Raw genomic sequence first — 12,199 nt, forward strand, 5'->3', positions numbered from 1 at the left:
GGAACAACGTGATGTGGTCATGGTGTGTATCTGAGTTTTCATGGCGGTAATTTATCATTACTTAGCACGAAAGGTAAATCACGAATTTCTTTGCAAGCCGCTCACTGCGGGCGTTGCGCGGCTATTCGGCTTTTACCGGTTTGATGAGCAACGCTTTTCCCCGGCGTCTTTCGCTCAATACGGCCAGTATTCCGGCGGCGGCAATTACCGATGCGCCAACCAGCGTCGAAACGGTCGGCAGGCTGTCGAGGAACAGGAAACCAATCATCATCGACCAGACCATCGTGGTGTAATCGAACGGTGCCAGCAGCGAGGCATCGGCGTAGCGCAGGCTCAGCGTAATGAGGATCTGCGCCATTCCGCCGAAAAATCCGCAGCCCGTCAGCAGCAAAAGCTGTCGGGTATCGGGGATTTTCCAGCCGAAAAAAATCGTCGCCAGCCCGATCAGCATGGTCATCAGCGAGAAGTAGAAGACGATCGCACCCGGCCTTTCGATACCGTTCAGAAAACGGATCTGCACCGACGACACCGCCGTACACATTGCCGCCAGCAGCGCCAGAATCACGCCAAGTCCGGCTGAAACTTGCGTAAACCCGCCCGAAAGCAGCGAACCGCTGTCACGCAGATGCGCCCACAGCATCACCAGAATGCCGGTGAAACCGACCGCCACCGCCATCCAGCGGGCGGCATGCACGTTTTCTCGCAACAAAATAGCGGCCATGATCACCGTAAACAGCGGCGCGGCGTAGCTGATTGCTGTGGCATCTGCCAGCGAGATATACACCAGCGCCAGATAGTTAAAATACATGCCGCCGGTGCCGGAAAATCCGCGAATTAAATGGCCGAATATATTCTTCGTTTTAATTTGCGCAATAACCGGCCCCTGCAATTTTAGCCAGATCAGCAGCGGGAATAAGGCGACGAATGAGCGAAAGAATATCACTTCTCCGGTAGGAATATTTCCCCCCAACCCTTTTACGCAGGCCAGCATGAGCGTGGCGCACAGGGCGGATAATATTTTCAGCGAAACACCCATTCTGGCGTTCATGTTTTACCCTTTTACTCTTTGAGATTAACGGTCTGAAACTGACCACTATTCTGGCAGAGCCCCCTTTTTTGCGGTCATACAAAAAGCGTATCGCCATACAGGGTTTACTTCTTATACAACGCCAGATTGAGCTTATATAGTCGGGTTGACCTCATAAGAAACCGCAGCCAGTTTTGCTCACAGTGAGCCAGGGGAAGTTGTCGTCACACACCGCTAATTAAAAGACCCGGAGAATGAATGATGAAACTGAAGTTACTGTCTTGCTCTTTGCTGACATTGCCACTGATGGCGGCCTTTTCCTCTGCGAAAGCCGATGTTCTCTCTGATATTCAGGCGCGCGGCGCACTTAACTGTGCCGTGTATTCCGATGTGCCGCCTTTCTCTTCGCCGGATCCGAAAACACGCCAGCTGGCCGGAATGGACGTCGATTTATGCACGGCGTTAGCCAAACAGATGGGCGTAAAACTCAATCTGATGCCGACCTCTATTGAAGCGCGCATCGCGGTGATCGCAACCGGCCGCGCCGACGTGCTGATTGCCAATCTGGCGTACACTAAAACGCGCGGCCAGCAGATTCAGTTCAGCGACCCGTATTACGTGGCGAAAGAAGTGCTGGTGGTGAAAAAGCCGAACGTCGATAAAACCCGTGCGGATTTTAAAGGCAAACGCATCAGCGCCACCAAAGGCACGACGTCAGAGCAATCCATTTATCTGGCGGGCGCGAAAGCCGTGACCTTCCAGGATGCCGCCTCGGCGTTTCTGGCACTCGAACAGAATAAAGCCGTGGGCTTTGTCACCAACACCCTGACCGCTATCAAGATGATTTCTCAGGCCGGAAAAGACGGCATCGAACTGGGGATGATCAAAGAACCGATGGCGCTGGAACCGATTGGCGTCGGTATGAAAAAGGACGAACCGGCGTTGCTGGCAAAAGTGAACGGCAGCCTGAAAGCGATGGATGACGACGGCACCATCGATAAAATCTGGGCAAACTGGATCGGACCAAATACCGAATACAAAATGGTGCGCGAAGACAAAGTTCAGCCGCTCTCCAGCCTTAAATTCGAACCTCTGGAATAGCCGATGACCATTGTGTCGCACGAGGTGCCTTCCCGCGTCTCTTATATTCTTGCCAGTCAGGGCGACAACGTCAAAATCTCCACCATCGGCAGCCGTGCGTGGCTGATTGAAGCACCGGGTGATTTCGACCTGCCCGCCCAGCGCCGCATCTGGTCGCTGGCGGCCACACTGCGCATGCGCGATGACGTCGAATCGCTGATCCCCGGCGTCACCAATCTGCTGGTGCTGTTTCGCCAGACGCCGGAAGATTATGACGCGACTTTCGCCCTGCTGGCCGGCGCGTGGGAACAGGCGCAGGCCGTTCATCCGCAAGGCAAACTGATTGAAATTCCGGTGATTTACGGCGGCGAACATGCCACGGATCTGGATGCGGTTTGTCAGCATACCGGGCTTTCGCCCCGCGACGTCATCCGCCGCCATTCTCAGGGCTGCTACACGGTATTTTCACTGGGCAGCGCGCCGGGTTTTGGCTATCTCCACGGGCTGGATCCGTCTCTCGCTACGCCGCGTAAAAAAGTCCCCTCGCTGAATATGCTCAAAGGCACCGTGACCATCGGCGGTGCGCAGACCGGCGTTTCCGCGCTCACCGGGCCCAACGGCTGGAACGCCATCGGATTCGCCGAACTGACGCTGTTTGACCCGTGCGCTGAGAATCCCGCGCTGATGGCACCGGGTGACAGCGTGCGGTTCCTGCCAGAAAGGATAGAACTGTGACCCAAAAAGCTGTGATTGAAATTGTGAAAACCGGCCCGCTGAATACCGTTCAGGACGCAGGCCGCAGCGGATTTCGGGATATCGGCGTGTCCGTCAGCGGCGTGATGGATCCGCTGGCGTTTCGCGCGGGCAACATCCTGCTGGGCAACGACGAAAACGCCGCCTGCATTGAAGTGCAGATGTTCCCGTTTAAAGTCCGGTTTCTTGCCGATACCAGCATTGCCGTTACCGGCGCGGATTGCCGCACGAAGCTCGACGGCGAAGAGCTTCCGCCCTGGTGGGCCTGTTCCGTCCGCACCGGACAGGAGCTGGAAATGCAGTTTCCGCGTTCCGGCGCGCGCAGCTATTTGTGCGTCGCCGGAGGCATTGACGTGCCGGTCGTCATGGGTTCGCGCAGTACCGCCCTGCGCGGCGGTTTCGGCGGAACAGACGGGCGACCGCTGGCGAAAAACGATCGTCTTGCGGCAGGCGATTCTTTCATCTCACCTTTGCCTGCACAAGGCATGGGTATCGAGCCGCCGCAGATTACGCTGGCCAACGTGTTCCCGACCAGCACTGAGGGACTGGTGCAACTGCGCGCCATTCCCGCCGGTGAATATGCGCTGTTTGAAGCCGATCTTCCCCGCTTCTGGTCGCAGCCCTGGAAGGTTTCCCTGCACAGCAACCGCACCGGTTACCGGCTGTCCGGCGAACCGGTCACGCCGTCGAAAGTCATTGAAATGCGTTCCTACGGGTTAATCCCCGGCATCGTGCAGGTTCCGCCTGCGGGCGAGCCCATCATTCAGCTGGCCGACGCTAATACTGCCGGAGGCTATCCGAAAATTGCCGGCATTATTGAAGAAGATTTGTGGCGTCTGGCGCAGGTTCAGCCCGGTCAGAGCATCCGGCTTGTCAAAAGCGATGCACGCGAAGCCATTGCCGCGGCACGTCAGATCAACCAGTGGTTCTCCCGCCTGCGCGATAACGTAATGCCGGTGAAGACGGTGATGGGGTTTTAAATTTCCCTCATGATGAAACAGAAAACGGGCCCGAAAAAGGCCCGTTTTTTTATGGTTGGAATTCAGAGGTTTTATTTCAGACCTGCACAAAATTCCGCGATCCGGTCGCAGCCGTCCTGCAAAATTTCCATACTGGTGGCGTAGGAAATACGGAAGTACGGGCTCATGCCATACGCTGCGCCCTGCACGGTGACGACGTGCTTTTCTTCGATCAGCGCCATCACAAAATCGGCATCATTATCGATGTGACGCCCGCCTGCGGTGGTTTTCCCGATACAGCCTTCGATATTCACGAACAGATAAAACGCGCCCTGCGGTCTATGGCAACGCAATTCATGCACGGACGTTAAACGCTCCAGCACGTAATCGCGGCGCTGACGGTAGATTTCGGCGCGCTCTTTCAGTAACCCCTGCGGGCCGTTAAGCACAGCAACCGCCGCCGCCTGCGTAAGCGTGGTGACGCCCCCGCTGTTTTGCGTGTTCACGTTGCTCATGGCTTTAATCAGATCTTTCGGACCGCCGCAAAAACCTAAACGCCAGCCGGTCATGGAATAGGCTTTCGACACGCCGTTAACCGTCAGCACGCGATCGAGCAAACGCGGCTCCACTTCGGCCAGCGTGTAAAACGTCACGTCGTCGTAAATCAGGTGTTCGTAGATATCATCGGTCAGGATCCACACGCCCGGATGGCGCAGCATCACTTCGCCAATCGCCTGCAATTCCGGACGCGTTGCCACGGAACCGGTCGGATTGCCCGGATAATTCAGCAGCAGCCATTTGGTTTTCGGCGTGATCGCCGCTTCAATGTCCTGCGGATACGGCTTGTAATTGTTCTCTTCCGGGCAGGCCACCGGCACCGGAATACCGCCCGCAAATTTGACGATATCCGCATAGCTGATCCACGACGGCGTCGGGATCACCACTTCATCGCCCGGATTAATCGTCGCCAGCATCGCGTTAAAGATAATTTGCTTCGCGCCGCCTGCGGTGAGGATCTGGCTCACATCGTAATCGAGGTGGTTATCGCGCTGGAATTTACGCGCGATAGCCGCCCGCAAAGCCGGGGTTCCGTCGGTTGGCGGATAGCGGGTATCACCGCCGAGCGCGGCGGCGTAGGCCGCTTCCGTGGCGTGTCGTGGCGTCGGAAAATCCGGTTCGCCGGTAGAAAGCGCGATGACGTTCACGCCGGCGGCGGCGAGATCACGGGCCTTTTGCGTCATGGCGACGGAGGCAGAAACAGAGACATTTTTTAAGCGGTCGGCGATATCAGGCATGGTCCTGGGGTTCCATTGTTTTTATCGAACGTAAAAAGACGGACAGCGATGAGGCACTACAGGGGGAAGAGTAATGAGGAACGGACCGCGCCGACCAATAGCGCTTTGTTGTGATGACATAACACAAAGCAATGGCTGAACGCGCAAATCAGGCAATTTGCACCGGTGCAGTGCAGGCGGAGGAAGTCATTTTCCGGCAGGCGGCGCAAACGCCGAAAATATCCGGCTACGCAATGACCAAACCGGCGTTGGAATCAGAAGGAAACCCGGCGTTCAGGCATAAATCAGCGCGTTAGTGCGTGTTGGCACTCATCTTGCTTCATACACATTACTTATAACACCACTCGTTGACGTGATGAGGATGCCATCGTGAATCTCCGCCGCCTTAAATATTTTATCAAGATTGTCGATGTGGGCAGCCTCACTCAGGCCGCAGATATCCTGCATATTGCGCAGCCTGCGCTCAGCCAGCAACTCGCCACGCTGGAAGGCGAAGTGAATCAGCAACTGCTGATCCGCACCAAACGCGGCGTGACGCCGACCGAAGCGGGCAAAATTTTATATATCCACGCACAGGCTATTTTGCGCCAGTGCGATCAGGCGCAGAGCGCGATTGACGGCTCGGCGCTGGCGCTTTCGGGCAGCGTTTCCGTCGGGCTTGCGCCGGGCACCGCCGCACAACAGCTGGCGTTGCCGCTGATGGAAGAAGTCCACCGGCAACATCCGGGTATCGTGTTGTATTTTAATGAAAACTTCGGCACCACGCTGAGCGAACTCATCATGAATGGCCGGATGGATATGGCGGTGATTTACGGCAACCGCGAAATTCACGGGCTACGCTTTATGCCGCTGATGAAAGAAGAGTTGTATTTCGTGTGCCCGCACGCACTCAGCAAACAACTGAAAACCGTCAGTCTGGCGCAGGTGGCAAAGTACGATCTGTTCCTGCCGCGTATTTATAACATCATGCGTAAAGTCATCGACGACGCGTTTATCCACGAAGAAGTGACGTACCGCGTGAAGTGCGAAATCGAATCGCAAACCACCCTCAATGCTGCGCTGGCCGCAGGATTAGGCTGCACCATCATGCCGGAATCCGCCGCCCGTGCGATGCTCAAAGCCTCCGGTTCGTGGATGGCGAAAATCGACAAACCGAATATTCAGGCGGCGCTGTCATTTTGTATGTCCGACCATCTGCCGCTTTCCCAACCCGCAGAAGCGGTCAAAGCGATTTTGCTGTCGCTGATGGCCAGCCGCACGGTAGATAACCGGCCACTGACGCTGGTGGGGTAATAAGCGCACCTTATTACCGCAAAGCGAAATCCTCTTTCCTGACGTCCGCAGTGACACGATAGAGTGCGTTTACCGCCCGCTCAGCGGGCCGTTTTGTCGTCGTTATTGCGCGGGGACACTCTCTCTTTGACGGGATAGATATGGAAAAAAAAGCACCAGCACTCAGCGAGCTGCGCTCTGTCGCACAGAAGATGCGCAAGTCCGGCCTCAGCCAGATTGAACTGCGCGGAAACGGCTTCCGGGTCAGCATAAAATACGCGCCCGTTTCCCCTGCTCTTTTGCCGTGCCGCGTGCCGGACGAAACGCCTGCGCTTCCCGCGCTGGCCGCCCCCGACACGGTGCGTGCGCCCTTCCCCGGTATCGTGTTGCTACAGCATCCGCTCAGCAAAATTCCGTTTACTCAGCCCGGTGAAAAAGTCGGGAAAGACGCGCTGCTCGGCCTGCTGAAAGTCGGCGTGATTTACCTGCCGCTGCGCAGCCCGGTGCAGGGCGTGGTGGAACCCCTTTCCGTAAAAGACGGTGACTGCGTGGAATACGGCGAGGAGATTTTCACGTTACGCCGCGAGGAGCTGGCCGCATGAAATATATCGATTTAAACGCCGATATCGGCGAAGGATTTGGCGATTACACCCTTGCCGACGACGCCGCGCTGATGCCGCTGATCACCTCCGCCAACGTGGCCTGCGGGTTTCACGCCGGGGACGCGGTGATTATGGCGAAAACCGTCGCGCTGGCGAAAAAGTATCAGGTGGATCTCGGCGCGCACGTCGGGTTCCCCGATTTGTCCGGGTTTGGCCGCCGCCGGATGCACATCGAACCGCAGGTCATGGCGCATTACGTCACTTACCAGCTGGGCGCGCTTTCGGCGTTTGCCAGAGCGGCGGATTACCCGCTGACACACATGAGTTTTCACGGCGCGCTGGGGAATATGGTCTCCGAAGACGCTCAGCTGGCGCGGGTGTTATTGCAGGCGGTGAAGGATTTCGATGCACAGATGATCATCAGCACAATGTCCGGCAACGCCGTTGAACGTATGGCGCGGGCGCTGGAGTTGCCGGTGATTTGCACGTTTCTCGCCGACCGCGCGTATGAAAGCAACGGGCTGCTGGTCAGCCGGGCGAAACCGGGCGCGGTCATTCATGACAAAGAGCAGGTGCGCGCGCGTATCCGCCAGCTGCTGAGCGAAGGCACGGTACAAAGCATCGACGGCGTGACGCTGCCGGTGACTGCAACGTCGATTCTGGTTCACGGCGATACGCCGGAATCCATCGAAATGGTGCATACGCTGCGGGAAATTATTGCCGAAATGGATATCGCGCTGATGCCGCCAGCCCGGCAACGCCGGGAGCTGGCGAGGGAAAACGCGGTGTTATAAGTCCCGCTTATCGCCTCACACAGTTTATGTCTTATACCGCCTGAGAATTACTGGATACAGTCAGAAAACACCCACCGGCAGAACATGACGGAGCCGGGGTTTAACAGGAGAGTCGCAATGCCATTTTCAGATTACAAAACCGCGCTGGTGACCGGCGCATCGGCCGGAATGGGTGAAGCCATTGTCGAACGCCTTTGTCAGGAAGGCATCACGGTTCACGCCGTCGCCCGCCGCGCCGATCAGCTGGCCGCCCTCGCTGCCCGCACCGGTTGTATTGCGCACGCACTCGACGTCAGCGACCTCGACGCCGTCACGCGCCTGTGCAGCGAAATCAGCGTGGATATTCTGGTGAACAATGCCGGTGTTTCGCGCCCCGGCTCTATCCTGAACGCCGATGAAGAATCCGTGGATACGCAGGTGGACGTGAATCTGCGCGCGGTTTTGCATCTCTGCCGCCTGCTGGTGCCGGGCATGATGGAACGCGATCGCGGCCACGTTATTAACATCACCTCAATTGCCGCGATTTATAACTTCGGTGGCAACTCGATTTATCACGCCACCAAAGCCGGCGTTCACGCCCTCTCGCGCCAGCTGCGCGTTGACTGCTACGGCAAGCGGGTGCGCATTACCGAAATCTGCCCCGGCCGCGTGGCAACGGACATTTTCGGCAACGTTTCCGGCGATCACGAAGAAGCCCGCCGCCGGTTCATTGACGGTTTTGAACTGCCTGAAGCCAAAGACATCGCCGACTGCGTGGCGTTTGCCCTGTCTGCGCCGGTTGCCGTGAACATCGGCAACATCGAGATCACCCCGACGTTGCAGGTTCCCGGTGGCCTTTCCACCATGCGCCCCGGCGAAGGTCTGTGATTTTCCCGCTAAACCCGTTTTCCTTATAAACCGACAGTTCAACCATTCAGGAGGGTGAAAATACGATGACGCTCGATTTCAGCAAAGTCCTGACCGGTCAGTTCGGGCAGATGATCGTCGATGGTATGGTTGTCACCCTCAAGCTGGCGCTGGGATCCTGGCTGCTGGCGATGTTTATTGCCCTGCTGCTGGTCGTCATCCGGCTGACGCACAAACGCGCCGCCGAATATTTTGTCCGTGCGTATGTGTCGTACCACCGCAATGTGCCGACGCTTATCCAGCTGATGATGTGGTATTTCGCCATTCCTACGCTGCTGCCCGAATCCGTGCAGATGTGGATTAACGATTTTAACGCCGAATTTCTGTTCTCGATGTTTGCGCTCGGATTGTGTCAGGCGGCGTATTTCTCCGAAGACATCCGCAGCGGTTTACGCGCTATTCCTGAAGGACAAACCGAGGCATCACGTGCACTGGGCATGAGTTACACCCGTTCTTTGCGCTCGGTGATCCTGCCTCAGGGCATCCGTAACGCGCTGCCGTCGCTGCTCAACCACACCGTTTTGCTGTTCAAAAACACCAGCCTGGCGATGGTCATTGGCGTGGCTGAACTGACTTACGTGACCCGTGATATTGAAAACCAGACGTTCCGCACTTTCGAATCGTATCTGGTGGCCTCTGCCGGTTATCTGTTCTTCTCTCTGCTGCTGATGGGTGCCGGTGCGTTGCTGGCCCGCCGGTTCCAGCGGGTCTACGCGAGGTAATCCCATGCTCGAAATGTTCACGATTTTGCACGACAACGGGATGCTGTTCCTGATGGGACAATACCCGCAGGGGCCGCTCGGCGGGATCCTCTGTACGCTGCTGATTTCCGTGCTGGCCGTTCTGTTTGCGCTGCCGGTAGGGGTTTTACTCGGGCTGGCGCGTTTATCGCCGTTCCGCTGGCTGAGCTGGCCCGCCGCCTGCTGGGTTTACGGTTTACGCGGTATTCCGCTGCTGATGGTGGTGTTCTGGACGTACTTTTGCGTCCCGCTGTTAATCGGCCACAACATCAGCGGATTCAGCACCATGCTGTGTACGCTGGTGATTTATGAAAGTGCGTATATCGCCGAGATAGTGCGCGGCGGCATTCAGGCGCTGCCGGGCGGCCAGTACGAGGCGGCGCGCGCATTGGGCATGAGTTATTTCAAAACGCTGCGCCTGATTATTCTGCCGCAGGCGTTGTACAACACGCTGCCAAGCCTGGTCAGCCAGCTGGTTTCCATCATTAAAGACAGCACGCTCGGTTACGTGATTAACGTACCGGAGCTGACCTTTGCCGCCAATCAGGTAAACAACCAGCTGCTGACCAAGCCGTTTCAGGTTTTCGCGATTGTCGCGATTGGCTATTACCTCATCTGTTTCAGCCTGACGTGGCTCGCCAATAAGCTCGAAGCGCGCATTACGCGCAAACGGCAGAACCGCGTGCCGGAAGCGGACAACGTGGCGCAGGCGATGCTGATGACCAAGACTCAATCACAATAAGGAGCGACGATGCGACCGGTGATCTTATTTAATCAGGTCAATAAATGGTATGGCGAATACCAGGCGCTGACCGATCTGAGTGCAGAAATTAAAAGCGGTGAAGTGGTGGTGGTATGCGGGCCGTCAGGCTCGGGTAAATCGACGCTGATCCGCACCGTCAACCGGCTGGAGCCGATTGAAGAAGGCCAGATTTTATTTGATGGCATCGACATTCACGGCACCAGCACTCGCCTGAATCAGCTGCGCACGCGCATCGGGTTTGTGTTTCAGAACTTCAACCTTTTCCCGCACGTTTCGGTGCTGGAAAATATCATGATGTCGCCGGTGAAAGTGCTCGGCGTGAAGCGTCAGGAAGCGCGTCAGCACGCGGGTGAACTGCTGGAACGCGTTGGTTTATCGCATAAAGCCAATGCCTATCCGGCGCAGCTTTCCGGCGGACAGCAACAGCGCGTCGCCATTGCGCGCGCGTTAGCCATGAAACCGCCGGTGATGTTGTTTGATGAACCGACGTCAGCGCTGGATCCGGAAATGGTTGGTGAAGTGCTGAACGTGATGCGCGGTCTGGCGCGGGAAGGCATGACCATGATGTGCGTAACGCACGAAATGAATTTTGCCCGCGAAGTGGCGGACACGATCTGGTTTATGGATCAGGGAAAAATTCTGGAGAAATCCACGCCCGAAAACTTCTTCACGCGCCCGCAGCACGCCCGGGCTCAGAAGTTTTTGAGCGATTTGCATCACAACTGATTTTTGAATACCGCGCCTTTGGGTAAAACGCAAAGGCGCAGGATCCGGCTTTACAGTGCTTTGGTTCTTCTCTGGTTTTTATCCAGATACATCGCCTGATCGGCTTCATGCAGCGCCTGATCCGGATTAACAGCAGCAGGATTAATCGCGATAGCGCCGATGCTCGGGCCGGCGTAATCCAGCGTGCAGGAATGCAGTTTGTATTCGCCGATGAGTAAACTGCGCAGACGGTTTTTGAACGCATCCGCCGCGCGCAGCGCGTCATCAAATCCTGACGGCCCTTCTCCGGCGACGATAAATTCGTCACCGCCGACACGCCCGAGGATCTCACCTTCCGCCGCGCCCGCTTTCAGCCTTTGCCCGACCGCATACAGGAAATCATCGCCCGTTTCGTGGCCGTAGACATCATTGATCTGCTTGAAATTATCCAGATCGGTAAACGCCACCAGAACATAATTCGCCTTGTCAGCGGCCCTGTCGAACAGGTCGGGCAACGTTTCAAACACTGCGCGGCGGTTGGGCAATTCGGTGAGTTCATCGGTCAGGCTGACGGCGGTCAGCGCGGCATTCGCCTCTTGCAGCTTTTTCAGCAGCTGTTCGTTCTGAATCTGCTGGGCGATCAGTTGCGCGAAAAGCTGCAACACCTGTTCGCTGCGTTCCGAAAGTTCGCGGTTTTCGGAACTGGCGGCGCACAGCGTGCCGTAAAGCGAACCGTCCACCAGCGTCACCGGCGTGCTCACGTAAGTCATGATCCCCAGCGCTTTTGCCGCTTCGGAATCGCCCCAGATACTGGCGACATCGCAGGTATAACGGCGGCCTTCGTCGAGCGCACGCTTGCACAGCGTATCGCCCCACGGCACCGAAATCCCTTCAGGAATTTGCATATCTTGTGAGTTGCGGGAGAACAGAATGTGCTGGTAATCGCCGTCCGGCTCAATGCGGGTGAGATACGTCGATTCCATGTTGGTCACCAGCTCAAGCATTTCAAGAAGCTGTCGAACGAGTCCTTCAAGCGTGTATTCAGATTCTAACGCACTCGAAATGCGCTCAATAAGATTGTCAGACATTACTCGGGATAAACCTTTCTTTTAATGGTCGTGCGGGGAAACCCTGGGCCGCGCATTTTATCATAGTTTCCGGCGAAGTAATCCCCTGCTGGCAGGATGCGTGTTGAAAAAATGATATAACAACCTATTGAATTAATTATAAATTCACAAAGTTTATGTTAAGTCGCATTGTAAAAATAGGACAAAAACGATACGGCACGCCCCGTATTCCATTG

14 protein-coding genes are annotated in these 12,199 nt (G+C 56.4%); 11 read left to right on the forward strand and 3 right to left on the reverse strand.

Going from position 1 to position 12,199, the window contains the following annotated elements; translation table 11 throughout:
* Window positions 1-121: 121 nt before the first annotated feature.
* Window positions 122-1,048 carry a DMT family transporter gene (locus J1782_RS14755; protein ID WP_208950777.1) on the reverse strand — a complete coding sequence of 309 codons (927 nt, stop codon included), beginning with the start codon at window positions 1,046-1,048 and terminating at the stop codon, window positions 122-124.
* Window positions 1,049-1,288: 240 nt separating this feature from the next.
* Here J1782_RS14755 and J1782_RS14760 point away from each other — a divergent pair, with 240 nt between their 5' ends.
* The 3 genes from J1782_RS14760 to J1782_RS14770 are packed head-to-tail and all read left to right on the forward strand — an operon-like array spanning window position 1,289 to window position 3,840.
* Window positions 1,289-2,128 (forward strand): transporter substrate-binding domain-containing protein, encoded by an 840-nt coding sequence (locus tag J1782_RS14760; protein WP_217153446.1) that lies wholly within the window; start codon window positions 1,289-1,291, stop codon window positions 2,126-2,128.
* A gap of 3 nt (window positions 2,129-2,131) precedes the next feature.
* Window positions 2,132-2,842, forward strand: a complete 711-nt coding sequence (gene pxpB, locus J1782_RS14765) for a 5-oxoprolinase subunit PxpB (RefSeq protein WP_217153406.1) — start codon at window positions 2,132-2,134, stop codon at window positions 2,840-2,842.
* A gap of 11 nt (window positions 2,843-2,853) precedes the next feature.
* Window positions 2,854-3,840: a biotin-dependent carboxyltransferase family protein gene (locus J1782_RS14770; protein ID WP_217153447.1), complete on the forward strand. Its 987-nt coding sequence runs from the start codon at window positions 2,854-2,856 to the stop codon at window positions 3,838-3,840.
* Window positions 3,841-3,911: 71 nt separating this feature from the next.
* Here the strand turns inward: J1782_RS14770 and J1782_RS14775 are convergent, their stop codons facing one another.
* Window positions 3,912-5,114 carry a pyridoxal phosphate-dependent aminotransferase gene (locus tag J1782_RS14775; protein ID WP_152323836.1) on the reverse strand — a complete coding sequence of 401 codons (1,203 nt, stop codon included), beginning with the start codon at window positions 5,112-5,114 and terminating at the stop codon, window positions 3,912-3,914.
* Between the two features lie 131 nt (window positions 5,115-5,245).
* Between J1782_RS14775 and J1782_RS14780 the strand changes: the two genes are divergently transcribed.
* The 8 genes from J1782_RS14780 (at window position 5,246) to J1782_RS14815 (ending at window position 10,917) form a co-directional block, all read left to right on the forward strand.
* The gene (locus J1782_RS14780; RefSeq protein WP_217153407.1) at window positions 5,246-5,410 is read left to right on the forward strand and encodes a hypothetical protein; all 165 of its coding nucleotides are present in this window, start codon (window positions 5,246-5,248) and stop codon (window positions 5,408-5,410) included.
* Between the two features lie 73 nt (window positions 5,411-5,483).
* Window positions 5,484-6,407, forward strand: a complete 924-nt coding sequence (nac, locus tag J1782_RS14785) for a nitrogen assimilation transcriptional regulator NAC (protein ID WP_217153408.1) — start codon at window positions 5,484-5,486, stop codon at window positions 6,405-6,407.
* 140 nt (window positions 6,408-6,547) lie between these two features.
* Complete coding sequence (locus tag J1782_RS14790) at window positions 6,548-6,988, forward strand: biotin/lipoyl-containing protein (protein WP_217153409.1); 441 nt, start codon at window positions 6,548-6,550, stop codon at window positions 6,986-6,988.
* The gene (locus tag J1782_RS14795) at window positions 6,985-7,782 is read left to right on the forward strand and encodes a LamB/YcsF family protein (RefSeq protein WP_217153410.1); all 798 of its coding nucleotides are present in this window, start codon (window positions 6,985-6,987) and stop codon (window positions 7,780-7,782) included. Before J1782_RS14790 ends, J1782_RS14795 begins: the two co-directional genes overlap by 4 nt.
* Before the next feature lie 117 nt (window positions 7,783-7,899).
* Window positions 7,900-8,649, forward strand: a complete 750-nt coding sequence (locus tag J1782_RS14800) for an SDR family oxidoreductase (protein ID WP_152323832.1) — start codon at window positions 7,900-7,902, stop codon at window positions 8,647-8,649.
* 65 nt (window positions 8,650-8,714) lie between these two features.
* Window positions 8,715-9,410 carry an amino acid ABC transporter permease gene (locus J1782_RS14805; protein WP_101077553.1) on the forward strand — a complete coding sequence of 232 codons (696 nt, stop codon included), beginning with the start codon at window positions 8,715-8,717 and terminating at the stop codon, window positions 9,408-9,410.
* A 4-nt stretch (window positions 9,411-9,414) separates the two neighbouring features.
* Window positions 9,415-10,170, forward strand: coding sequence for an amino acid ABC transporter permease (locus J1782_RS14810; RefSeq protein ID WP_217153411.1), 756 nt, complete (start codon window positions 9,415-9,417; stop codon window positions 10,168-10,170).
* Between the two features lie 9 nt (window positions 10,171-10,179).
* Entirely contained in the window at window positions 10,180-10,917 is a 738-nt protein-coding gene (locus tag J1782_RS14815; RefSeq protein ID WP_152323830.1) for an amino acid ABC transporter ATP-binding protein, read from the forward strand.
* Window positions 10,918-10,967: 50 nt separating this feature from the next.
* Here the strand turns inward: J1782_RS14815 and J1782_RS14820 are convergent, their stop codons facing one another.
* Window positions 10,968-11,984 (reverse strand): sensor domain-containing diguanylate cyclase, encoded by a 1,017-nt coding sequence (locus tag J1782_RS14820; RefSeq protein ID WP_152323829.1) that lies wholly within the window; start codon window positions 11,982-11,984, stop codon window positions 10,968-10,970.
* Window positions 11,985-12,199: the final 215 nt, after the last annotated feature.

The sequence above is a fragment of the Rahnella sp. BCC 1045 genome (assembly GCF_019049615.1).
Lineage (GTDB): Bacteria > Pseudomonadota > Gammaproteobacteria > Enterobacterales > Enterobacteriaceae > Rahnella > Rahnella contaminans.

Coding starts and splice junctions, on each gene's coding strand:
- J1782_RS14755 (WP_208950777.1), bottom strand. CDS start 1,048: ATGAACGCCAGAATGGGTGTTTCGCTGAAAATATTATCCGCCCTGTGC.
- J1782_RS14760 (WP_217153446.1), top strand. CDS start 1,289: ATGAAACTGAAGTTACTGTCTTGCTCTTTGCTGACATTGCCACTGATG.
- pxpB (WP_217153406.1), top strand. CDS start 2,132: ATGACCATTGTGTCGCACGAGGTGCCTTCCCGCGTCTCTTATATTCTT.
- J1782_RS14775 (WP_152323836.1), bottom strand. CDS start 5,114: ATGCCTGATATCGCCGACCGCTTAAAAAATGTCTCTGTTTCTGCCTCC.
- J1782_RS14780 (WP_217153407.1), top strand. CDS start 5,246: ATGGCTGAACGCGCAAATCAGGCAATTTGCACCGGTGCAGTGCAGGCG.
- J1782_RS14790 (WP_217153409.1), top strand. CDS start 6,548: ATGGAAAAAAAAGCACCAGCACTCAGCGAGCTGCGCTCTGTCGCACAG.
- J1782_RS14795 (WP_217153410.1), top strand. CDS start 6,985: ATGAAATATATCGATTTAAACGCCGATATCGGCGAAGGATTTGGCGAT.
- J1782_RS14800 (WP_152323832.1), top strand. CDS start 7,900: ATGCCATTTTCAGATTACAAAACCGCGCTGGTGACCGGCGCATCGGCC.
- J1782_RS14805 (WP_101077553.1), top strand. CDS start 8,715: ATGACGCTCGATTTCAGCAAAGTCCTGACCGGTCAGTTCGGGCAGATG.
- J1782_RS14810 (WP_217153411.1), top strand. CDS start 9,415: ATGCTCGAAATGTTCACGATTTTGCACGACAACGGGATGCTGTTCCTG.
- J1782_RS14815 (WP_152323830.1), top strand. CDS start 10,180: ATGCGACCGGTGATCTTATTTAATCAGGTCAATAAATGGTATGGCGAA.
- J1782_RS14820 (WP_152323829.1), bottom strand. CDS start 11,984: ATGTCTGACAATCTTATTGAGCGCATTTCGAGTGCGTTAGAATCTGAA.